Source organism: Bradyrhizobium sp. 14AA (genome assembly GCF_054185205.1).
In genome coordinates this window covers 1-455 of the sequence record NZ_JAVAYM010000161.1, presented here as the reverse complement: position 1 = coordinate 455, position 455 = coordinate 1, and the positions used below count along the sequence as shown (strand labels likewise).

At 54.9% G+C, this 455-nt stretch carries 1 protein-coding gene; it reads left to right on the top strand.

What is annotated here, in order from left to right; genetic code table 11:
* Positions 1-455 (top strand): hypothetical protein (locus tag RAD15_RS43805; RefSeq protein ID WP_458184862.1); only part of this gene is annotated, 455 nt, incomplete at both ends.

Sequence of the window (455 nt, the reverse complement as noted above, 5' to 3'; positions counted from 1 at the left end):
CCGGGTCGAATTACTTGGGCGCGAAGAAGGATCGCTTAGACAGCTTTTACGCTTAGTCGACGACCAAGTCGGAATTATTAGTGATGGCGCGGATGAATATCCTTACCTGAAGAAAGCCGCCATCGGATTGGCTGTCGTAATCGGCACATCCGGCTTATCGACTTACATCGGCGAGAGCTTAAAGCCTCAGGTTCAGCAGGTATCGCTGAGCGCTAAAGACCGAGCTCTCTTCGAGGATATGACTGCAAAAATAAAGGCTGACCCCGCCACTGCGAAATCAGCAGAGCGATTCTACAAAGTCGTGGAGCGGGACCGAGCGATATCCAACGTACAGATCGCAAACGGTTTCGACGAACCGCCGGCCGCGACGGTACTGCGCAACGAGTTTGCGTTTCGCTCGGGCGTGTGGGCTCCAGAAACAACCGCGCCGGTCGAAGAAGCGCGCCACGAGACTT